This is a genomic window from Micromonospora okii, assembly GCF_020884795.1.
Taxonomy (GTDB): domain Bacteria; phylum Actinomycetota; class Actinomycetes; order Mycobacteriales; family Micromonosporaceae; genus Micromonospora; species Micromonospora okii.
Genome location: NZ_BBZF01000016.1, coordinates 78982 through 99552, shown reverse-complemented (window position 1 = coordinate 99552; position 20571 = coordinate 78982). Strand labels below are relative to the sequence as shown.

Genomic DNA, 20571 nt, shown 5'->3' with positions numbered 1-20571 from the left:
CCTCACGCGGCCCCTCCGATCAGCACGGCGGCCAGCCCGATCAGCAACGCGCCGGCCAGCACCGCCACCGCCGCGCGGGGCAGCGCCGCCCGGTGCAGCCCGGCCAGCGCACCGCCGAGCCCGGCCGCGCCCCGGCCCGTGCCCTCCACCGTGCCGTCGACCACCCGCTCGTCGCCCGCGCGGGCGAGGCGGGCCAGGGCGGTCACCGGGCGTACGACGAGGGCGCGCTGGACGGCGTCGAGCCGGAAGCCGGCCGCGAACACCGGCCCCAGCGGGCCCAGCGCCCGCGCAGGGTCGCCGGCGCGGTCCCGCCGCCAGCCCGCCCAGGCCAGCCCCGCCCCCGCCGCCAGCAGGGCCAGCGGGAGCAGCGCGGCCGGGCCGAGGTGGGTCAGCTCCCCCTCGGGCGCGGCGAGCCGGCCGGTGAACGGCGGCAGGAACGCGGCGAGGCCGAGCAGGGCCGCCGGCACGGCGAGCAGCAGCAGCGGCCAGCGCATCACGGGCGGCGGATCGTGCGGGTGAGCCGCTGTGGCGTGCGGGTGGGCCGCTGTGGCGTGCGGGTGAGCCGGCGCCGCGTGCGGGTGGGCGGGCGCGGCCTGCGGGCCGACCTCGCGCGTCCGTGCCTCACCGAGGAACGTCCGCAGCAGCAGTCGGGTGGCGTACCAGGCGGTGACCGCAACGCCGACCAGCCCGGCCAGCCACACCAGCCAGCCCACCCAGGCGGGGGCCGGGCCGTCACCGTGCAGGGCGGCGGCCTCGGCGGCGGCGAGCACGCCCTCCTTGCTCCAGAAGCCGGACAGCGGCGGGAGGCCGGCCAGCGCGCCGAGGCCGATCACCGTGCACCAGAACGTCACCGGCATGGCGGCGCGCAGCCCGCCCATCCGGGACATCGAGGCGGTGCCGAGGGCGTGGATCACCGCCCCGGCGGCGAGGAACAGCAGCGCCTTGAACGCGGCGTGCGCGAGCAGGTGGAACAGCGCGGCGGCGGGCGCGCCGACGGCCAGCGCCCCGGTCATGTACCCGATCTGGGAGACCGTGGACCAGGCGAGCACCCGCTTGAGGTCGTCCTGGGCGGTGGCGGCGAGCGCGCCGAGCAGCAGGGTGACCGCGCCCATCGCGCCGAGCACGGCGAGCGCCACCGGGGCCCGCTCGAACAGCGGGTAGAGGCGGGTGACCGCGTACACCCCGGCGGCGACCATCGTGGCGGCGTGGATCAGCGCGGAGACCGGGGTGGGGCCGGCCATCGCGTCGGGCAGCCAGGTGTGCAGCGGGAACTGGGCGCTCTTGCCGGCCACCCCGGCGAGCAGCAGCAGGCAGGCGGCGGTCAGCGTGCCGGCGGAGTGGTCGTGGGCGAGGACGTCGGCGATGCGGAAGCTGCCCGCCGAGACGCCGAGCAGGGCGATGCCGAGCAGGAACCCGACGTCACCGACCCGGGTGACCAGGAACGCCTTCATCGCGGCGGCGGGCGCGCCGGGCAACCGGCGGTCGTGGGCGATGAGCAGGTAGGAGCAGACGCCCATCACCTCCCAGCCGACCAGCAGCATGACCAGGTCGCCGGCGACCACCACCAGCAGCATCGCGGCCGTGAAGAGGCTGATCTGCGCGGCGTACGGCGGGTAGCGGTGGTCGATTTCGGCGGCGGCGTGCGGGTCGGGCCGCAGGTAGCCGACGGAGTAGACCTGCACGGCGAGGGCGACCGCCGCGACGGCGACCGCGACCAGGGCGGCGGCGCCGTCGAGCCGGACGCCCAGGGTCACCCGCAGCCCGCCCAGGTCGAGCCAGGTGGTGGAGGTCTCGGCGGGCGGGCCGACCCGGGCCAGCAGCACGAGCGCGACCAGCAGCGCCCCGGCCGCCCCGGCCACGCCGAGCCCGACCGCCGCCCGCCGGGCCCGGTCGTCCCGGCCGCCCGCGCCGGGCGGCAGCAGCAGCCCCACCAGCCCCGCCACCAGCGGCGCGGTCGGCAGCAGCGCGCCGAGCAGGCCGGTCACCGGGTCGCCTCCGCCGCTGCCCCGCCGGCCTTGGTCGGCTCGACCGTCGGCGGCTCGGTCAGCGGCACCTCGTCCACCGCGACGCTGGCGCGCAGCCGGTAGAGCTGGAGCACGATCGCCAGCCCCACGCCGATCTCCGCGGCGGCGAGGACGATCACGAACAGGGCGAAGACCTGGCCGGCGTGCGGGAGCTGCGCCCGGACCGTGGTGTCGGCCGTGACCAGGACCAGGTTGACGGCGTTGAGCATCAGCTCGACCGCCATCAGCACCAGCACCGCGTTGCGGCGGCGCAGCACGCCGTAGACGCCGAGGCCGAACAGGAGGGCGGCGGTGACGTACGGGATGACCGGCCTCACCGGCGGCCCCCCGTCCCGGGCTCGCGGCGGGCTCCCGGCGGGCGACCGATGTCGGGGCGGGAGAGCACGATCGCCCCGACCAGGGCGGCCAGCAGCAGCACCGAGAGCACCTCGAACGGCAGCACCCAGGAGCGGAACACCTGCTCGCCGAGGCGCTCGGCGGTGCCCGGCTCGGGCAGCTCGACCCGCGTCCAGCGGAACGCGTCGACCAGCAGGGCGGCCAGCCCGAGGCCCGTGCCGCCGCCGATCAGGGCGGCCGGCCAGCCCGGCCGGTCCAGGTCGTCGGACGCGCCGATGGGCGCGCGGGTCAGCATCACCGCGAACAGCAGCAGCACCACCACCGCGCCCACGTAGATCAGCACCTGCACCCAGGCCACCAGCTCGGCGGTGAGCACCAGGTAGACGCCGGCCAGGGCACCCAGGCAGAGCACCAGGTAGAGGCCGGCGCGGACCAGGTGCCGGGTGGTCACCACGAGCGCCCCCGCGCCGACGGCCACCGTGCCGAGGGCGAGCAGCAGCGCGTCCGCGCCGGTCACGAGACGGCACCCGGGTCGGGGCCGGAGGCAGGGCCGGGGCCGGGCTCGGGGCGTGCCCGGGCGGGGGCCGGACGGGCGGCGGGGCCGGCGGGGGACGCGGCCTTGCGCGCGGCGGTGGCCTCCTCCTTCGCCGGCTCGCCGTGGCGGTCGTGGGCGGGCGGCGGGGGCACGGTGCCCATCCACTCGCCGAGGTGGTCCTTGTCGTGCAGCAGGTCCTTGATGTCGTACTCCGAGTATTCGAACTCGGGCGACCAGTAGAGCGCGTCGAAGGGGCAGACCTCGACGCAGATGCCGCAGTACATGCAGAGCGAGAAGTCGATGTCGAACTTGTCGAGCACGTTGCGCTGGCGGGGGCGGGCGGCCCCGGGCACCACCACCTCCTCCTTGTGGGAGTCGATGTAGATGCACCAGTCCGGGCACTCGCGGGCGCAGAGCATGCAGACCGTGCAGTTCTCCTCAAGCAGCGCGATCACGCCCCGGGAGCGGGGCGGCAGCTCGGGGGCCACGTCCGGGTACTGCTGGGTGGTCGAGCGGCTGGTCATCGTCTTGAGGGTGACCGCCAGCCCCTTCACCAGCCCCTCGCCGGGCACGTGCCGCTCGCTCACGCCGCCGCCTCGCTTCGCTCGCTGCGCTCGCTCATGCCGCCCATCCTGCCCTGTCTCCCCCGGCGCGCGCGACCACCACCCGGCACATGGGGGGATACGGTGCCCGTGGGGAGAACGACGCACCGGGAAGGACCTGTCCCATGACCGCCGCGTTGCACAGCGGCCTCCCGCCCGAGGGCGGGTGGACGACCGACGACCTCGACGCGCTGCCCGAGGACGGTCGCCGCCGCGAACTGATCGACGGAGTGCTGCTCGTCTCCCCCTCCCCCACCCGCGTCCACCAGACCATCGCCATGCGACTCGGCGTCGCCCTCGAAGAGGACTGCCCCGACGAGTACGACGTGACCCAGGGCGTCGAGGTGCGGATCAACCGCACCCGCTCCTTCATCCCCGACGTGCTGGTCACCACGTCGACGGCGGCGGTGCGGGCGACCTCCTGCTACGCGCCGCACGAGGTGGTGCTCGCCGTCGAGATCGTCTCGCCGAGCACCCGCTCGATCGACCGGGTGCTCAAGCCCGCCCTCTACGCACAGGCCGGCATCCCGTTCTACTGGCGGATCGAGGTGGAGGACGGCGGCCTCGTCGTCCACACCAACAGGATCGACCCGGTGCACGAGGTCTACACCGAGACGGGCCGCTGGACGAAGTTCGTCGACACCGGCGAGCCGTTCCCGGTCAACCTGCCGGTCGCCCGGATCACGCCCCGGTACCTGTGACGGGCGGCAGCACCTCGACGCCGAGCTGCTGGAGGAGCTGGAACAGCTCGGTGCAGTGCCACACGTCGACGATCCGCCCCTGCTGGTCGAAGCGCAGGAACGACGCCCCGGAGAAGCTGGCCACCCGCCCGGTGGCCGGCACCGGCCCGAACGGCCCGGCCTGGGTGCCGGCGGCCCGCCAGTGCACGGCCACCCGGTCGTCGGAGGCCACCACGTCGACGGTCTTGTAGCGCAGGTCGGGGAAGGCCGCCCGGCGCTCGCGGTGCCAGGCCAGCGCCGCCTCCGGCCCGGTCCCGCCCAGCCCCGGGCAACCGGGGGCCACCAGCTCGTACGCGGACTCCTCGCGCCGGCCGTTCCACACGTCGGCGATGAAGCGTCGGGCCGCCACCTCCACGTCGTTCACCCGGGAAGCCTAGCCACCGCGCCCGGCGGCGCCGGGGGCGCGGCACCCGGAGTCGATCGCCGCCCGGCGGCTCTCGCGGGCCTCGACACCCGTAGCCGACAGCCGCGCAGGCCTCGACACCCCACTCCGACACCCGCGCCGACCCCGACACCCCGCGTCGGTCGCCGGCCGGCGGGCCTCGGGGCCGCCGATCGGCCAAGATGGGACGGACGGGAACGACAGGCGCAACGATCAGGGGGCGACGTGGGCGGCGAGGCGGAAGCGACGACCGGCGGGAAGTACGTCGAGCCGGGCGCGGAGTTCACCCGGGACCAGCGGTACATCGCCACCCGGATCACCGCCGACGGGCGGGACGGCTGGTCGGTCGAGCCGGGCCGGTACCGGCTGGCGGTCAGCCGCGCGTGCCCCTGGGCCAACCGGCTGATCATCGTGCGCCGGCTGCTCGGCCTGGAGGACGCCCTCTCGATGGCCGTGGCCGGCCCCACCCACGACGCCCGGAGCTGGACGTTCGACCTGGACCCGGACGGGCGGGACCCGGTGCTCGGCATCGAGCGCCTCCAGGAGGCGTACTTCGCCCGGTTCCCCGGGTACGAGCGGGGCATCACCGTGCCGGCGATCGTGGACGTGCCGACCGGGCAGGTGGTCACCAACGACTACGCCCGGATGAGCCTGGACCTGTCGACCGAGTGGACGGCCCACCACCGGCCCGGCGCGCCGGACCTCTACCCGGAGCGGCTGCGCGACGAGATCGACGAGGTCAACGCGGTGGTCTTCGCCGACGTCAACAACGGCGTGTACCGGTGCGGCTTCGCCGGCAGCCAGGAGGCGTACGAGAAGGCGTACCACCGGCTGTTCGACCGGCTGGACTGGTTGAGCGAGCGGCTGGCCGGGCAGCGGTACCTGGTCGGCGACACGATCACCGAGGCGGACGTGCGGCTGTTCACCACGCTGGTCCGCTTCGACCCCGTCTACCACGGCCACTTCAAGTGCAACCGGCAGAAGCTGACCGAGATGCCGGTGCTGTGGGCGTACGCCCGGGACCTGTTCACCACCCCCGGGTTCGGCGACACGGTCGACTTCGACCACATCAAGCGGCACTACTACGAGGTGCACCGGGACATCAACCCCACCGGGGTGGTGCCGCTGGGCCCGGACCTGTCGAACTGGCTGACCCCGCACGGCCGGGAGGCCCTCGGCGGGCGGCCCTTCGGCGACGGCACCCCGCCCCCGCCGCCCCCGCCGGCCGAGCGCGTGGACCCGGCGCACACCCCGCTGGGCTGACCTCCGGCGCGAATCGACTACCTCCGTTGGTTATGGCACCTCTCGATCCAAACTGATCGAATTGTGGGCGTGTTCGGCGCCGGTCCCTCGGCCGGCGCCGGGCTCATGTCGTCCACAACGGAGGAGGTCCGACCTTGCGCAAGCCAGGTGGCAGGACGGTACGCGTCGGCGCGCTCGCCGGCATGATCACGGGTGCGCTCGTCGCCGCCATCGGAGCACCGGCGGCTTCGGTGGCGGCGGCACCGGGCCGCGACGCGCCCGCACCGCTGCGGGCCGGTGGCCCGGAGGCCGCGCAGGACCGGTACATCGTGGTGCTCTCCGACACCCCGGCCGGCACCGACCGGGCGGCGCGCGGCGCCCGCGCCGCGCGGGCGGCCGACCGTGCCGAGCAGGCCGGCGGCACCGTGCTGGCCCGCTACTCGCAGGTCCTCGAAGGGTACGCCGCCCGGCTCTCCCCGGCCGCCCTCGCCGCGGTCCGCGCCGATCCCGCCGTGGCGTACGTCGAGCGCGACAGCCTGGTCCGGGGCGGCGACGTGTCGACGCAGGCCACGCAGGCGAACCCGCCGTCGTGGGGGCTGGACCGCATCGACCAGCGCAACCTTCCGCTGAACAACAGCTTCGGGTACACCTCGACCGGCACGGGCGTCACCGCGTACGTGTTCGACTCGGGTATCCGCTCCACCCACGTCGACTTCGGCGTGCGGGCCAGCGGTGTCTACGACGCCGTCGGCGACGGCAACGGCACCAACGACTGCCACGGCCACGGCACGCACGTCGCCGGCACCATCGGCGGCACCACGTACGGCGTCGCCAAGGCGGTGACGATCAAGGCCGTCCGGGTGCTCCAGTGCGACAACAGCGGCTGGACGGCGGACCTGATCGAGGGCATGGACTGGGTCGCCGCGAACCACGACCCGGTCTCGGTGGCGAACTTCAGCCTCCAGGGCTACGGCACCACGCCGAACACCGCCGCGCAGAACCTGATCACCTCGGGCGTGTACTCCGTCTTCATCGCGAACAACTACAACACCGACGCCTGCACGAACGGACCGCGCACGTCCACGGGCATCACGGTCGCCGCGACCGACAGCACGGACAACCGGGCCTCGTTCTCCAGCTGGGGCACCTGCGTCGACATCTTCGCCCCGGGGGTGAACATCACCTCCGCCGGCATCGCCTCGAACACGGCGGTCGCCTCCGGTTGGTCGGGCACCTCGATGGCGGCCCCGCACGTCACCGGGTGGCTGGCGCGCTACCGCCAGACGAACCCGACCGCCACGATGGCGCAGGCCAAGAGCGCCCTGATCGCCGCGGCCACCACCGGGGTGGTCATCAACCCGGGCACCGGCTCGCCGAACCGCCTGCTCTACGCCGCCCCGTAACGGCGCCGCCCCGCCGAGCGGGGTGTTGGGAGGGGCCCCCTGCTATCGCATTCGGGATAGCAGGGGGCCCTTCCTCACAGCGCGACGCGCACGGCGGCGGTCAGGACGAGCTGGGCGAGGGAGAGCGGGACGAGGACCAGCCAGCACAGGCGCTGGAGCTGGTCCTCGCGCAGCCGGGGGTACGACACCCGGAGCCAGATGATCACGAACGAGACGGCGGCGACCTTGATCAGGGTCCAGAGCCAGCCGAGGTGCGCGTCGGCGAACGGGCCCTGCCAGCCGCCGAGGAACAGCACGGTGGTCAGCGCGGCGATCACCACGATGCCGACGTACTCGGCGAGCAGGAAGAACGCGAAGCGCAGCCCCGTGTACTCCGTCATGTAGCCGAAGACCAGCTCGGCGTCGGCCACCGGCATGTCGAACGGGGGCCGCCGGATCTCGGCCAGCCCGGCGACGAAGAAGACGATCATCGCGGGCGCCTGCCAGAGCAGCCACCAGGGCTCCCACGCCTCGACGATGCCGGGCAGGCTGAGCGTGCCGGCCGCCATCGCCACCGACGCGGCGGCCAGCACCAGCGGCAGCTCGTAGCCGAGGAGCTGGGCCGCCCCGCGCAGCCCGCCGAGCAGGCTGTACTTGTTGGCCGACGCCCACGCCGACATCAGCACCGCCAGCACGCCCACCCCGACCACGGCCAGGACGAAGAACAGGCCGATGTCGAGCCGCTGCCCGACCAGGTCGCCGGGGCCGAGCGGGATCACCAGCAGGACCAGCAGGTACGGCAGCAGGGCCACCACCGGGGCCAGCCGGAACACCGCCCGGTCCGCCTCGCGCGGGGTGACGTCCTCCTTCTGCACGAACTTGACGCCGTCGGCGACGAGCTGGGCCCAGCCGTGGAAGCCGCCCGCGTACATCGGCCCGAGGCGGGCCTGCATGTGGGCCATCACCTTGTGCTCGGTCTGCCCCACCACCAGCGGCAGGACGAGGAAGGCGACCAGCACGCCGGCCACCCGCAGCACCGCCTCCAACCAGTCGGGCATCAGGCCGTACCCCCGTCGTCGTCGGCGGCGGCCGGGCGCTCCGGCGGCGCGGGGCGGCCGGGGCGTTCGCCGCGTACCGGACGTTCGCCCGCAGCGGGCCGGGCCTCGCCGAGGGCCGGACGTTCGCCCGGAGTGGCCCGGGCCTCGCCGGGGGCGGGCCGGGCCGGGCGCTCCCGGGCCGGCCGGGCGGGGACGCCGCCGCGCGGGCCCTCGCCGACGCCGGCCGCGCCGGCGGGCGTCGGCGTCGTCCCCCACTCCCCCGGAGCCGGTACGCCCGGCGGGCGCACCGCCCGCCGACCGCCGCCCGCCTCCGACTCGCCCGGCTCCTTCGCTCCCGGCCACGGCTTGGCCACCCGGGAGGCGAGCACGAACTCCTTGCGCAGCGGGTGCCCCTCGAACTCCGGCGGCAGCAGCAGCGGTCTCAGCTCGCCGTGCCCGGGGAAGTCGACGCCGAACATCTCGAACGTCTCCCGCTCGTGCCAGGCCGCGCCGGGGTAGATGTCGACGACCGACGGCACGCTCGGCGCGTCCCAGCCGACCCGGGTGCGCAGCAGCAGGCCGTGCCGGTGGCCGGTGGACCACAGGTGGGCCACCACCTCGCAGCCGTCGGCGAGCTGGTCGACGGCGGAGAGCCAGTCGAAGAAGTCGCAGCCCAGCTCGGCGTCGTCGCGGGCCGCGGCGAGCGCGTCCCGCCAGCTCGCCGGGGGTACGTCGACGGTGGCCCGCGCGTGCGCCTGGCCGCCGGAGACCGATGCGGTGACCTCGACGGGCGCGAGCAGCGCCACCAACCGCTGGCCGACCTCTTCCGGAGTCATGCCGCTGATCCTAGGGCCGGTGCCCGCCCGACGCGGCGGCCCGCCGGCCCGAATCCGGCGTCCCCGCGCGGCCCGGCGTCCCCACCGGGCGGGGCAAATGCCGCGTTCCGCCGGGTGGCGGCCCCTCGCTCGGGCACGATGAGGGGCGTGCGCGCCGTGACCGTCACCCCCGGAGTCCCGAACTCGCTGCGGCTGGTCGACGACCATCCCGAGCCGCCCGCCGAGGAGGGCGCGATCCTGGTCGAGGCGCTCGCGGTCGGCATCTGCGCCACCGACCACGAGATCGTCTCCGGCGGGTACGGCGAGGCGCCGCCCGGCGCGACGGCCCTGGTCCTCGGGCACGAGTCGCTGGGCCGGGTGGTGGAGGACCCGACCGGCACGCTGCGCCCCGGCGACCTGGTCGCCGGCATCGTCCGGCACCCGGACCCGGTGCCCTGCCCCAACTGCGCGGTCGGCGAGTGGGACATGTGCCGCAACGGCCGCTACACCGAGCACGGCATCAAGGCGCTGCCCGGCTTCGCCCGGGACCAGTGGCGGGTGGAGCCGGGCTTCGCCGTCCGGCTGGACCCGGCCCTCGCCCCGGTTGGGATGCTGCTGGAGCCCACCAGCGTGGTGGCGAAGGCGTGGGACCACATCGAGCGCATCGGTGCCCGCGCCGAGTGGCAGCCCCGGACGGTGCTGGTCACCGGGGCGGGGCCGATCGGGCTGCTCGCGGCGCTGCTGGCCACCCAGCGCGGGCTCGCCGTGCACGTGCTCGACCTGGCCACCGCCGGCCCGAAGCCGGAGCTGGTCCGGGCGCTCGGCGCGACGTACCACGCGGAGCCGGTGACGCAGCTCGACCTTCAGCCGGACGTGCTGGTGGAGTGCACGGGAGCGCCGACGGTCGTGCTGGACGCGATGTGCGCGGTCGGGCCCACCGGGATCGTCTGCCTGACCGGGGTGTCCAGCGGCGGCCGGACCATCGACTTCGACGCCGGGGCGCTCAACCGGGAGCTGGTGCTGGAGAACAACGTCGTGTTCGGCTCGGTGAACGCCAACCGCCGGCACTGGGAGCTGGCCGCCGACGCCCTCGCCCACGCCGACCAGGGCTGGCTGGCCTCGCTGATCACCCGCCGGGTGCCGGTGGGGGCGTACGCCGAGGCGTACACCCCCAGCTCGGACGACATCAAGGTGGTGCTGGACTTCACCGCCTGACCGGCGGCCGGCCGGTCAGATGCCGGGCAGGCGGCCGTTGCGGAACAGGTCGACGAAGAGCTGGTGGTCCTCGCGGGCCCGCAGCCCGTACGCGTGGGCGAACTCCACCAGGCCCGCGACGAAGCCCTCGGGGTCGGTCTCCACCGCCGCGACGATCGCCTCCTCCGTGGAGTAGTCGACCAGGTCGTGGCTGGACTCGTCGTCGGCCACCGAGTGCATCCGGGCCACCGCCCGGCCCAGGTCGGCCAGCACCCCGGCCAGCTCCTCCGGCTCGTTGACGTCCGCCCAGTCCAGGTCGGCCGCGTACGGGGAGACCTCGGCGACGAGCTGCCCGGCCCCGTCCAGCTCGGTGAAGCCCAGCCACGGGTCGGCGTGCGCCTGCAACGCCCGCTGCGACTCGGCGGTCCGGTGCCCCTGGTGCCGGAAGTAGCCGCGTACCCGCTCGTCGTCGATGTGCCGGGCCACCGCCGGCACCTGGGCCTGCTTCATGTAGATGACGACGTCGTTCTCCAGCGCCTGGGTGTGCCCCTCCAGCAGCAGGTTGTACGACGGCAGCCCGGCCGAGCCGATGCCCACGCCCTTGCGCAGCACGATGTCCTTGATGCGCGTGGCGACCGGACGCAGCCGGGCGAACGACTCGGGCAGGGTGCCCAGGTACTCCTCGAACGCCGCCCGGACCCGCTCCCGGGTCTCGGGGTCGATCTCGTACACCCCGTCGCCGACGGAGAACTGGCGCTCGTAGTTGTCCACGGTGGTCTGCGCGACGAGCAGGTCGACCCGGGTGTTGAGGCGGGCCTGCTGGAGCACCCGGCGCAGCACCCCGTCGGCGTTCTCCAGGGTGATCGAGCCGATGGCGTCGTCCCCGCCGGCCGCGATGGCCCGCAGCTCGGTCAGGTACGACCGGGCGAAGCCCGCCACCAGGTCACCGATCGCGGTGTCGGAGAGCGCCTTGGCGTACCCGAGCAGGGCCACGCTCGCGGCGAAGCGCCGCAGATCCCAGGAGAAGGGCCCGACGTACGCCTCGTCGAAGTCGTTGACGTTGAACACGAGCTGCCCGGAGGCGTTCATGTAGGTGCCGAAGTTCTCGGCGTGCAGGTCGCCGTGGATCCACACCCGGCTGGTGCGCTCGTTTAGGAAGGCGTCGTCGGCGAAGTCGCCGCGCTGGTCGGCGTAGAAGAGCGAGGCGCTGCCCCGGTAGAAGGCGAACGGCGAGGCGGCCATCTTGCGGAACTTGCGGCGGAACGCCGCCGGGTCGAGCGCCATCGACGCGCCGAACTCCTCGGTGAGCACGTCGACGATGAAGGCGGAACGTTGGTCCGCGGACTGGGTCATGGCCGGCAGGCTAGCGCCCGCAGGCCACCGGGCGGGCTACCCGCCGGGCACGTGCCCGATCGATGAAACGCTCGGCCAGCCGCGCGGGCGGCACGACCTCGGCCAACTCCCGGGCCGCCTCCGCCGCGAGCGTGTCGAGGTGGCTCACCACGCCGGCGCGACCCTTCCGGTGGACGGCGAGGAGACGCAGCTCCGCCGGCGAGCGGGGCCAGGCGATCCCGCACGCCCGGCAGCGCCGGGCGGGGCGGCTCGGCAGGTGCTCAGGGCGTCTCATGCCGGCACCCGCGTGCCGCGAGCGCCCCGGGCCTGGCGGCGAGCCTCCGGGACGCTCGTCCCGGGGTCAGCCGACGCAGCCCCGCGCGCAGCACGAACAGCTCCCGCTTGGCGACCGCCCCGCCCGGGCAGGGGGACGGCGGCTGACCATGCGATGACGCTCGGGGATCGACGGTGGACAGGTGGCCGACGCCCGCGCATGACAGGTCGCCTACCCGTGCCGCCGGAGCATCCGGCCGTGCGAGTCATGGCGCTGTCGGAGGTCGCCGCCTACCTGGGCGTCTCGCGCCAGCGAGCCGCGATCCTCGCCGACCGCCCCGACTTCCCACCCCCATCGCCACACTGACCGTGGGGCCGCGCCTGGGACATCACCGACGTCCGCGCCTACGCGACCCGCCGCCACCCCCACCTGGCCGACGAGGAGCCCGCCGACCGAGCGCCGTGATCAAGAGGTTTACGTCAGCCAACCTGCCCGTCCATGACGGAAACTCCTTGATCAACGCGGTGGGAAGAGGCCGGGCTAGAGATCCTGGTATGAAATGGCCCCCAGAGGGGGCAGGTTCGTACCAAGATCTCGGTCGTTACCAGCCGGCGGTGCCCACCGGGGCCGTCGGGGCGTCCGGCCGGGCGCGTCATGGCGCTGTCGGATCACGCCCCTGTCGGAGGTCGCAGCCCACCTGGCCCGTCTCGCCCCGACCCGCCACCCACCCCCAGCACCCTCCCGCCTCGTCGATCATGGAGTTGGCGGCAACGACACGCCGGAGCGGGTGGAGTCAACTCCATGATCGACGAGGCGGGGATGGGTGGTGGCGTCCGGTGCGTAGCCGGGTGGGGGCGACCGGCTGTGGGGTTGTGCCGTCAGGCGGTGGGCCTCACTCGGTCGGGGGCGTGGTCGGCGGGCGGACCGGTGGGGCGGTCAGCGAGTCCACCGAGCGCGTCGGCCGGCCGGCGGCCGGCGGGGCGGGTGCGTCGGCCGGGGAGGCCAGGGGGTCGGGGCGGGGGACGCCGCCGACGCCGGACTGCTCGGCGGCGATCTTCTCCTGGAGGCGCAGGATGCCGTGCAGCAGCGCCTCCGGGCGGGGCGGGCAGCCGGGCACGTAGACGTCCACGGGGATGATCTGGTCGACGCCCTTGGTCACCGAGTACGAGTCCCAGTACGGGCCGCCGCAGTTGGAGCAGGCGCCGAACGAGATCACGTACTTCGGCTCGGGCATCTGGTCGTAGAGCCGCTTGATCGCCGGGGCCATCTTGTCGGTGACCGTGCCGGAGACCACCATGAGGTCGGCCTGGCGCGGGCCGTGGGCGAACGGGATCACGCCGAGCCGCATGAAGTCGTGCCGGCCCATGCTGGTGGCGATGAACTCGATCGCGCAGCAGGCCAGCCCGAAGTTGAACACCCAGAGCGAGTAGCGGCGGCCCCAGTTCAGCACGAACCGGATCGGCTCCCCCAGCACTGCCGGCAGTTGCACGACCGCCCCCTCTCCTCTGTCACCCAGTCAACCACAGCCGCCGGGCGGCCCCGCCGGGCCGCTCAGGCGGCCAACCCGGCCGGCCCGGTCGCTCAGCCGGCCGGTCCAGCCGCTTTCAGTGGGTCGGGCGTTGCAGCAGGCCGACGAACTCGACCAGCAGCCGCTCCCGCAGGGCCGGCGGGGCGGCGTCGAGCAGGGCGTTCACGGTGGCGTCGGGTGCGCCCCCGGAGGGGCCGCCCAGGCCGAGGCCGGCCGCCAGGCCGGCGACCAGTTCGGGGGTGAGCGCCTCCGGGGTCAGGGTCGCGGCGAGCGCGGTCAGCTCGGCGGGCAGGGCCACCGGCCCGGCGGCGCGGGCCGCCGCCGCCGCGTCGGCCAGGTCGGGGCCGAACTCCGCCACCCGGGGGGCCACCGAGGCGGTCACCGTGAGGTGCACGCTGGCCGGCAGTTCGCCGTACGCGAGCTGGGGCTGGGTGTGCCAGCCACGCGCGGTCAGCTCGTCGACCAGCACGAACAGGTCGAGCTTCGGGTCGGTGGAGGTGAAGCAGACCACGGTCGACTCGGGCTCGGCGAGCAGCCGCAGCCCGTCGACGCCCCGCACCGCGTCGGCGAGCCCGGCGACCGCGTCCCGGGTCGCGGCGGCCAGCCGCAGGTAGCCGTCCTCGCCGAGGTGGCGCAGGGTGGCGTACGCGGCGGCGATCGGGCCGCCGGAGCGGGTGGACGCGATCCCAGGGTTGATCATCGTGTACCCGGGCCAGTCGGCGTACGCGAAGTACTGCGGGGCGCGCAGCGCCGGGTCGCGGTGCAGCAGCACGGAGACGCCCTTCGGCGCGTACGCGTACTTGTGCAGGTCGACGGAGATCGAGGTGACCCCGTCGACGGCGAGGTCGAAGGGCGGCACCGGCGCGCCGAGGCGGCGCAGCCAGGGCAGGGTCCAGCCGCCGAAGCACGCGTCGACGTGGCAGCGCACCCCGGCGGCGGCGGCCACGGCGGCGATCTCGGCGACCGGGTCGATCACGCCGTGCGCGTACGAGGGGGCGGAGCAGGCCACCAGGACCGTGCCGGGGCGGATCGCGGCGGCCACGTCGGCGGCCGACGGGCGCAGCGTGACCGGGTCGACCGGGACCGGGTCGAGGGCGACCCGCAGGTAGTGGGCGGCCTTGGCGAACGCCGCGTGCGCGGTGACCGGCACCGCGATGCGGGGCTCGGCGACCTCGGGGCGGGCGTCGCGGGCCGCCTTCACGGCCAGGATCAGCGACTCGGTGCCACCGCTGGTGACGCTGCCGACGGCGTCCGGGGCGGTGCTGCCGGGGCCGCCGCCGAGCAGCCGGGCCGCCGCGCCGACCAGGGCGTTCTCCATGGCCAGCAGGGACGGGAAGGCGGTCGGGTCGAGGCCGTTGACGTGCGCGGACTCGGCGTGGGCGGCGGCGGTCAGCTCGTCCAGCCCGGCCACGGCGGGGTCGTAGACGTACGCGAAGAGCCGCCCCCCGTGGGTGGGCGCGTCGGCCCGGCGCAGCGCCCGGATCTCGGCGAGCACCCGCTCGGCCGGCACCCCGCGCTCCGGCAGCGCCCGGCCGGTGTCCTGGTCGTCGTTCATGACGTGAGCACGTCCCTCTCGTGATGGCCGGCGGCCTTCGCCGCGTCGCCCTCGGCGGGACGCGCGGCGGCCAGGCGGGCGGGGGTCAGGTCGTAGCGGCGCAGCAGGAGCAGGGGCGGGGCCACCAGGAGGGCCGGGACGACGGTGAAGCCGAGCAGCACGCCCAGCCGGGCGGTGTCGGACTGGGCCGCCGCCGCGCCCGTGTCGGACGAGACGTACCCGCTGAGCGCCAGGACCAGGCCGTAGATGCCCGGCCCGAGGGCGAGGCCGAAGGTCTCCCCCGCCGTCCACAGCCCGGTGAACACGCCGGCCTGCCGGCGGCCGGTGCGCGCCGTGTCGTACGCGATGCAGTCGGGCAGCATGGCCAGCGCGAAGACCTGCTGGCCGGCGTACCCGACGCCGATCACCGCGACCACGAGGTAGACCGCGACGGACGGCAACGCCGGCGCGGCGACCAGCGCGAGCGCGCCGGCCGCGAGCAGCGCCGAGGCGGCGACCAGCGCGGCCCGCTTGCCGACCCGCGCGCCGACGCGGGTCCACAGCGGCATCACCAGCAGCGCCGGCCCGACGAAGCAGGCGAAGAGCACGGTCGGGCCGGTCTCCGGGTCGCGCAGCACCTGGGCGGCGAAGTAGCTGACCCCGGCCAGGATGGTCGCCACCCCGGCGGACTGGATCACGAAGCAGGCCAGCAGCGCCCGGAACGGGCGGTTCCGGGCGGCCACGGCGAGCTGGGCGCGCAGCGTCGGCTCGCTCTCCCCGACCGTCCCGGTGGGCGCGCCCCGCGTGCCGAGGAACGCCCCGACCGTGCCGACCACGATCAGCGCCGCCACGAACAGGCCCATCCAGCGGTGCCCGGCGACGCCGTCGCCGCCCGCGGTCACCACGGCCGGGGCCACCGCGCCGGAGACCAGGATGGCCACCGCCAGCACCGCGACCCGCCAGCTCATCAGCCGGGTACGTTCGGCGTAGTCGTCGGTCAGCTCGGCCGGCATCGCCACGTACGGGACCTGGAAGAAGGCGAACGCGGTCGCGGTGGCCAGGAACGCGACGGCGACGTACCCGCCGGCGGCCGGGCCGGAGCCGAACGGCGCGGCGAAGATCGCGGCGAAGAGGGCGGCGAGGGCGAGCCCGCCGAGCAGCAGGTACGGCCGGCGGGCGCCCCAGCGCGACCTGGTCCGGTCGGAGATCCGACCGGCGACCGGGTTGACCAGCACGTCCCACGCCTTCGGCACGAGCACGAGCAGGGCGGCCACCCCGGCGGCGACGCCCAGGGTGTCGGTCAGGTACGGCAGGAGCAGCAGCCCCGGCACCGTGCCGAAGGCCCCGGTGACCAGCGAACCGAGGGCGTAGCCGGCGTGCACCCGGCGCGGTAGCCGCCCCTTGCCCGACCCACTCATGGGGGCGAATGCTACTCACGTTGTGCGTCGGGTCACATCCCCTCTTCGGGGTACCAGCTCGCCGCCGCCATGTCCACGCCCGACGGGCGCAGCGGGGCGCCCTCGGCGCGCAGCCGGGCCCGCGCCTCGACCTCGTGACCGGGCGGCAGCCGGCCCGCCGCGTTGACCACCCGGTGCCACGGCACCCCGCCGCCGTGCCGCGCCATGATCGCCCCGACCAGCCGGGCCGACGCCCGCCCGGAGCGCTCGGCGAGCGCGTCGGCGACCGCCCCGTACGACATCACCCGCCCCGGCGGGATGCGCTCGACGAGCCCCAGCACCGCCTCGACGTACTCCTGCGGCGTCACGCCCGCCACTCCCTGAGTGTCACGAGCTGCCACGATATGGGAAGGCCGCCGGGGGCGGCGGACCCGACCGCGCAGAATGGGCGGGTGCGCGAAGCAGTCACCTCGGCCCGCCGGATCGTCGTCAAGATCGGCTCGTCCTCGCTGACCACGGCGTCCGGCGGCCTGGACGACGCCCGGGTCGACGCGCTGGTCGACACCCTCGCCGCGCTCGCCGCCGCCGGCCGCGAGGTGGTGCTGGTCTCCTCCGGCGCGATCGCCGCCGGGCTCGCCCCGCTCGGGCTCACCCGCCGTCCGCGCGACCTGGCCACCCAGCAGGCCGCCGCCAGCGTCGGCCAGGGCCTGCTCATCGGCCGGTACGCGGCCGGCTTCGCCCGGCACCGGCTCACCGTGGGGCAGGTGCTGCTCACCGTCGACGACGTGACCCGGCGGGCGCACTACCGCAACGCGTACCGGACGCTGCGCAAGCTGCTCGACCTGCGGGCCGTGCCGGTCGTCAACGAGAACGACACGGTCGCCACCGAGGAGATCCGCTTCGGCGACAACGACCGGCTCGCCGCGCTGGTGGCCGCGCTGGTCCACGCCGAGCTGCTGGTGCTGCTCTCCGACGTCGACGCGCTCTGGACCGGCGACCCGGCCCGCCCGGGGTCGACCCGGATCGCCGAGGTCCGCGACGAGCGGGACCTGGCCGGCGTGACCATCGGCGGGGCCGGCCGGGCCGGGGTCGGCACCGGCGGCATGGTAACCAAGGTCGAGGCGGCCCGGATCGCCACCGGCTTCGGCATCCCCGTGGTGCTCACCGCCGCGCCGCTGGCCGCCGCCGCGCTGGCCGGCGAGGAGGTCGGCACCCTGTTCCACGCCGGGCGGCGACGGCCGGCCGCCCGGTTGTTCTGGCTGGCCCACGCCACCACCCCGCGCGGCCGGCTGCACCTCGACGAGGGCGCGGTGGCCGCCGTGGTGGGGCGGCGCAAGTCGCTGCTGCCGGCCGGGATCACCGCCGTCGACGGGGCGTTCACGGCGGGCGACCCGGTCGACCTGGTCGACACGGGGGGCACGCCGGTGGCCCGGGGCCTGGTCAACTACGACGCCGTGGAGCTGCCCGGCCTGCTCGGCCACTCCACCGGCGAACTCGCCGCCGCCCTCGGCCCGGCGTACGAACGTGAGGTCGTCCACCGCGACGACCTGGTGCTGCTGTAAGCAGGGGCACCTTGTCAACGCATTCCGTTGTACAGGGGCCCCTTCCCAACACGTGAGGAGTGGACAGGATGAGCGTCGTCGAGCAGGCCCGGCGGGCCCGGGACGCGGCGGAGGCGCTGGCCGTCGCCACCCGTACCGCCAAGGACGCCGCGCTGGGGGCGATGGCGGACGCGCTCGTGGCGCGTACCGGGGAGATCGTGACCGCGAACGCGGCGGACCTGGCGGCCGGGCGCGAGGCCGGGCTGAGCGCGGCCGTGCTCGACCGGCTCGCCCTCGACGACGCCCGGGTGGCCGGCATCGCCGACGCGCTGCGCGAGATGGCCGCGCTGCCCGACCCGGTGGGTGAGGTGGTGCGCGGCTCGACCCTGCCCAACGGGCTGGAGCTGCGGCAGGTCCGGGTGCCGTTCGGGGTGGTCGGGATCATCTACGAGGCCCGCCCGAACGTGACCGTGGACGCCGCCGGGATCTGCCTGAAGTCCGGCAACGCTGCGCTGCTGCGCGGCTCGGGCTCGGCGGCGCACTCCAACGCCGCCCTGGTCGCGGTGCTGCGCGACGCGGTCGCCTCGGCCGGCCTGCCGGCGGACGCCGTGCAGCTCCTCGACGCCAGCTCCCGCGACTCGGTCAAGGAGCTGATGCGGGCCCGCGGCCTGGTCGACGTGCTGATCCCGCGCGGCGGCGCGTCGCTGATCCGCACCGTGGTCGAGGAGTCGACCGTGCCGGTGATCGAGACGGGCGTGGGCAACTGCCACGTGTACGTCGACGCCGCCGCCGACGTCGCGAAGGCCGTCGCGATCACCCTGAACGCCAAGACGCAGCGCCTCTCCACCTGCAACACCGCCGAGTCGCTGCTGGTGCACGCGGGGATCGCGGACGCCTTCCTGCCGGCGGTGCTGGCCGCGTTCGCCGAGGCCGGGGTCACCGTGCACGGCTCCCCCGAGGTCGCCGCGCACTCCGCCGCCGTCGTGCCGGCCACCGAGGAGGACCACGCCACCGAGTACCTGTCGGCGGACATCTCGGTCGCCGTCGTCGACTCGCTGGACGCGGCGGTCGCGCACATCCGGCGGTACGGCACCGGACACACCGAGGCGATCGTCACCGAGTCCCAGTCGGCGGCCCGCGAGTTCGTGGCCCGGGTCGACGCGGCGGCCGTGATGGTGAACGCGTCGACCCGGTTCACCGACGGCGGGGAGTTCGGCTTCGGCGCGGAGATCGGCATCTCGACGCAGAAGCTGCACGCCCGGGGGCCGATGGGCCTGCCGGAGCTGACGAGCACGAAGTACGTGGTGACGGGCGACGGCCACCTGCGGGGGTGAGGTCGTAAGGAGGGGCCCCTGTGACAGGGGCCCCTCCTTGCGTTCGTCAGTACGCCGGGAGCGACGGGTCGATCTGCTTGATCCAGGACAGGATTCCGCCCTGGACGTGCACCGCGTCGCGGAACCCGGCCGCCTTGAGCGCGGCGAGCGCCTCCGCCGAGCGGACGCCGGACTTGCAGTGCAGCACGACCTGCCGGTCCTGCGGCAGCTTCGACAGGGCCTCGCCGGAGAGGATGTCGCCCTTCGGGATCAGCGTGGCCCCGGGGATGCGGACGATCTCGTACTCGGCGGGCTCGCGGACGTCGACCAGGAAGACATCCTTGCCGCTGTCCTGCCACTCCTTCAGCTCGGCGGCGGTGATGGTCGAGTCGACGACCGCCTCCTGCGCCTCCTCGGAGACCGCGCCGCAGAAGTCCTCGTAGTCCTCCAGCAGGTCGGTGACCGTCGGGTTCTCGCCGCAGAGCGCGCAGTTCGGGTCCTTCCGAACCTTGATCTTGCGGTAGCTCATCTCCAGGGCGTCGTAGACCATCAGCCGGCCGACGAGCGGCTCGCCGATGCCGGCGAGCAGCTTGATCGCCTCGTTGACCTGGATCGAGCCGATGGACGCGCAGAGCACGCCGAGCACGCCGCCCTCGGCGCAGGACGGGACCATGCCGGGCGGCGGGGGCTCCGGGTAGAGGCAGCGGTAGCAGGGGCCGTGCTCGGCCCAGAACACCGACGCCTGGCCGTCGAACCGGTAGATCGAGCCCCAGACGTACGGCTTGCCGAGCAGCACCGCCGCGTCGTTGACCATGTACCGGGTGGCGAAGTTGTCGGTGCCGTCGACGATCAGGTCGTAGCCGGAGAAGATCTCCCGGACGTTGTCCCGGTCCAGCGCCGTGTTGTGGATCTCCACGGTGACCAGCGGGTTGATCTCCCGGATCGACGCGGCGGCCGACTCGGCCTTGGACCGGCCGACGTCGGAGACGCCGTGGATGACCTGCCGCTGGAGGTTGGACTCGTCGACGGTGTCGAAGTCGATGATGCCGAGCGTCCCGACGCCGGCTGCGGCGAGGTACAGCAGGGCCGGTGAGCCGAGGCCGCCGGCGCCCACGCAGAGCACCCGGGCGTTCTTCAGCCGCTTCTGCCCCTCGACCCCGACGTCGGGGATGATCAGGTGGCGCGAGTAGCGGCGGATCTCGTCAACGGTCAGCTCGGCGGCAGGTTCGACGAGCGGGGGCAGCGACACGGTGGACTCCCCGGGATCGGCGGGTGGGAACAACCGCGCCATTGTCGCTCGCGGGGGCCGCCCTCGGCCATGAGCGGAGACACGTCGCCCGACATGCGGGAGCGGGAATAACCC

General features: G+C 74.9%; 20 protein-coding genes. 6 read left to right on the top strand and 14 right to left on the bottom strand.

Annotated features, from left to right (window positions below; genetic code table 11):
* Positions 1 to 2: 2 nt before the first annotated feature.
* From LPU43_RS12355 to LPU43_RS12340, 4 genes are all read right to left on the bottom strand, one after another.
* Positions 3 to 1754, bottom strand: a complete 1752-nt coding sequence (locus LPU43_RS12355; RefSeq protein ID WP_373321705.1) for an NADH-quinone oxidoreductase subunit 5 family protein — start codon at positions 1752 to 1754, stop codon at positions 3 to 5.
* 227 nt (positions 1755 to 1981) lie between these two features.
* On the bottom strand, positions 1982 to 2341 hold the full coding sequence (gene nuoK / locus LPU43_RS12350) for an NADH-quinone oxidoreductase subunit NuoK (RefSeq protein WP_229400466.1): 360 nt from the start codon (positions 2339 to 2341) through the stop codon (positions 1982 to 1984).
* Positions 2338 to 2877, bottom strand: coding sequence for an NADH-quinone oxidoreductase subunit J family protein (locus LPU43_RS12345; protein ID WP_229400465.1), 540 nt, complete (start codon positions 2875 to 2877; stop codon positions 2338 to 2340). The genes nuoK and LPU43_RS12345 overlap by 4 nt, the downstream gene beginning before the upstream one ends.
* On the bottom strand, positions 2874 to 3482 hold the full coding sequence (locus tag LPU43_RS12340; RefSeq protein WP_229400464.1) for a NuoI/complex I 23 kDa subunit family protein: 609 nt from the start codon (positions 3480 to 3482) through the stop codon (positions 2874 to 2876). The genes LPU43_RS12345 and LPU43_RS12340 overlap by 4 nt, the downstream gene beginning before the upstream one ends.
* A gap of 140 nt (positions 3483 to 3622) precedes the next feature.
* On the opposite strand from LPU43_RS12340, the gene LPU43_RS12335 reads away from it, so the two are divergent.
* Positions 3623 to 4198, top strand: coding sequence for a Uma2 family endonuclease (locus LPU43_RS12335; RefSeq protein WP_229400463.1), 576 nt, complete (start codon positions 3623 to 3625; stop codon positions 4196 to 4198).
* Here the strand turns inward: LPU43_RS12335 and LPU43_RS12330 are convergent.
* Complete coding sequence (locus LPU43_RS12330; RefSeq protein ID WP_229400462.1) at positions 4179 to 4601, bottom strand: ester cyclase; 423 nt, start codon at positions 4599 to 4601, stop codon at positions 4179 to 4181. The two genes, LPU43_RS12335 and LPU43_RS12330, sit on opposite strands and share 20 nt — an antisense overlap.
* 243 nt (positions 4602 to 4844) lie before the next feature.
* Here LPU43_RS12330 and LPU43_RS12325 point away from each other — a divergent pair, with 243 nt between their 5' ends.
* Together LPU43_RS12325 and LPU43_RS12320 are read left to right on the top strand one after the other, a co-directional pair.
* Positions 4845 to 5882 carry a glutathione S-transferase family protein gene (locus tag LPU43_RS12325; RefSeq protein ID WP_229400461.1) on the top strand — a complete coding sequence of 346 codons (1038 nt, stop codon included), beginning with the start codon at positions 4845 to 4847 and terminating at the stop codon, positions 5880 to 5882.
* 134 nt (positions 5883 to 6016) lie between these two features.
* The gene (locus LPU43_RS12320) at positions 6017 to 7264 is read left to right on the top strand and encodes a S8 family peptidase (RefSeq protein WP_229400460.1); all 1248 of its coding nucleotides are present in this window, start codon (positions 6017 to 6019) and stop codon (positions 7262 to 7264) included.
* Between the two features lie 74 nt (positions 7265 to 7338).
* Here the strand turns inward: LPU43_RS12320 and LPU43_RS12315 are convergent, their stop codons facing one another.
* Positions 7339 to 8301 carry a complex I subunit 1/NuoH family protein gene (locus LPU43_RS12315; RefSeq protein ID WP_229400459.1) on the bottom strand — a complete coding sequence of 321 codons (963 nt, stop codon included), beginning with the start codon at positions 8299 to 8301 and terminating at the stop codon, positions 7339 to 7341.
* Positions 8301 to 9116, bottom strand: a complete 816-nt coding sequence (locus tag LPU43_RS12310; RefSeq protein ID WP_229400458.1) for an NADH-quinone oxidoreductase subunit C — start codon at positions 9114 to 9116, stop codon at positions 8301 to 8303. The genes LPU43_RS12315 and LPU43_RS12310 overlap by 1 nt, the downstream gene beginning before the upstream one ends.
* A gap of 147 nt (positions 9117 to 9263) precedes the next feature.
* Between LPU43_RS12310 and LPU43_RS12305 the strand changes: the two genes are divergently transcribed.
* On the top strand, positions 9264 to 10310 hold the full coding sequence (locus LPU43_RS12305) for a glucose 1-dehydrogenase (RefSeq protein ID WP_229400457.1): 1047 nt from the start codon (positions 9264 to 9266) through the stop codon (positions 10308 to 10310).
* Positions 10311 to 10325: 15 nt separating this feature from the next.
* Here LPU43_RS12305 and LPU43_RS12300 read toward each other — a convergent pair whose 3' ends face one another.
* The 6 genes from LPU43_RS12300 to LPU43_RS12275 all read right to left on the bottom strand — a co-directional run bounded on the left by LPU43_RS12300 (position 10326) and on the right by LPU43_RS12275 (position 16722).
* Positions 10326 to 11642: a DUF2252 domain-containing protein gene (locus tag LPU43_RS12300; RefSeq protein WP_229400456.1), complete on the bottom strand. Its 1317-nt coding sequence runs from the start codon at positions 11640 to 11642 to the stop codon at positions 10326 to 10328.
* Positions 11643 to 11652: 10 nt separating this feature from the next.
* On the bottom strand, positions 11653 to 11916 hold the full coding sequence (locus LPU43_RS12295) for a flavin reductase (protein ID WP_229400455.1): 264 nt from the start codon (positions 11914 to 11916) through the stop codon (positions 11653 to 11655).
* Between the two features lie 871 nt (positions 11917 to 12787).
* Positions 12788 to 13384, bottom strand: coding sequence for an NADH-quinone oxidoreductase subunit B (locus LPU43_RS12290; RefSeq protein ID WP_229400454.1), 597 nt, complete (start codon positions 13382 to 13384; stop codon positions 12788 to 12790).
* A 115-nt stretch (positions 13385 to 13499) separates the two neighbouring features.
* The gene (locus LPU43_RS12285; RefSeq protein WP_229400453.1) at positions 13500 to 14978 is read right to left on the bottom strand and encodes a pyridoxal phosphate-dependent decarboxylase family protein; all 1479 of its coding nucleotides are present in this window, start codon (positions 14976 to 14978) and stop codon (positions 13500 to 13502) included.
* On the bottom strand, positions 14975 to 16375 hold the full coding sequence (locus LPU43_RS12280) for an MFS transporter (protein WP_229400452.1): 1401 nt from the start codon (positions 16373 to 16375) through the stop codon (positions 14975 to 14977). Before LPU43_RS12280 ends, LPU43_RS12285 begins: the two co-directional genes overlap by 4 nt.
* Before the next feature lie 32 nt (positions 16376 to 16407).
* Entirely contained in the window at positions 16408 to 16722 is a 315-nt protein-coding gene (locus tag LPU43_RS12275) for an MGMT family protein (protein ID WP_229400451.1), read from the bottom strand.
* 36 nt (positions 16723 to 16758) lie between these two features.
* On the opposite strand from LPU43_RS12275, the gene proB reads away from it, so the two are divergent.
* Positions 16759 to 17916 (top strand): glutamate 5-kinase, encoded by a 1158-nt coding sequence (gene proB / locus LPU43_RS12270; protein WP_373321699.1) that lies wholly within the window; start codon positions 16759 to 16761, stop codon positions 17914 to 17916.
* 68 nt (positions 17917 to 17984) lie between these two features.
* Complete coding sequence (locus tag LPU43_RS12265) at positions 17985 to 19229, top strand: glutamate-5-semialdehyde dehydrogenase (protein WP_229400449.1); 1245 nt, start codon at positions 17985 to 17987, stop codon at positions 19227 to 19229.
* A gap of 46 nt (positions 19230 to 19275) precedes the next feature.
* Here LPU43_RS12265 and moeZ read toward each other — a convergent pair whose 3' ends face one another.
* The gene (gene moeZ / locus LPU43_RS12260) at positions 19276 to 20499 is read right to left on the bottom strand and encodes an adenylyltransferase/sulfurtransferase MoeZ (protein ID WP_229400448.1); all 1224 of its coding nucleotides are present in this window, start codon (positions 20497 to 20499) and stop codon (positions 19276 to 19278) included.
* Positions 20500 to 20571: the final 72 nt, after the last annotated feature.